The 531-nt window shown below is 59.1% G+C and carries 1 tRNA gene; it reads right to left on the bottom strand.

What is annotated here, in order from left to right:
* Positions 1-289: 289 nt before the first annotated feature.
* Positions 290-363 (bottom strand) — tRNA-Gly (locus tag ACTIGC_RS13575).
* Positions 364-531 lie beyond the last annotated feature (168 nt).

Genomic DNA, 531 nt, shown 5'->3' with positions numbered 1-531 from the left:
ATACATGGCGCACGTCGTGGCTGGCATAGTAGGCGCATCGGGCACGGAGGCCCTTCAGGGAAGGACACGTCAAGGGAGACTCAGGAACCAAGGAGGCTCAAGCAGGAGGCTTGAGGAAGTGGAAAGGAAGCGAAGACCCAGCCCGGCCTCATGGCCGGGCTTTCGCTTTCAGGGCCTGGGGTTCCTCGCCGTTAGCCTGTCGCTACCGTAGCCATTGGTGTAGCCACACGTGTAGCCATCACCCCCCACTGAGGTGAGACGCGAGACGAATCAAAGGGTTGGAGAGGCTTGGAGCGGGTGAAGGGAATCGAACCCTCGTCTTAAGCTTGGGAAGCTTCTGCTCTACCATTGAGCTACACCCGCAGAGGGGTTTCGATAGTAAAACCAAGGGCTTGAGCATTGCAAGCCATCTCGTCGCATCGCCGCGGCTCGTTTTTCATCTCGCTGTTTTTATTGAAATTTTCCTGTGCCGTGATGGTCGGTGCGGTGCCGCCGTGCGGTTTTGGGCGGCGCGCCAGAGGCCGCGGTGAC

Source organism: Glycocaulis sp., from assembly GCF_051859565.1.
GTDB lineage: Bacteria > Pseudomonadota > Alphaproteobacteria > Caulobacterales > Maricaulaceae > Glycocaulis.
The sequence above is the reverse complement of the archived record's forward strand: the minus strand, read 5'-3'. Positions and strand labels throughout refer to the sequence as shown.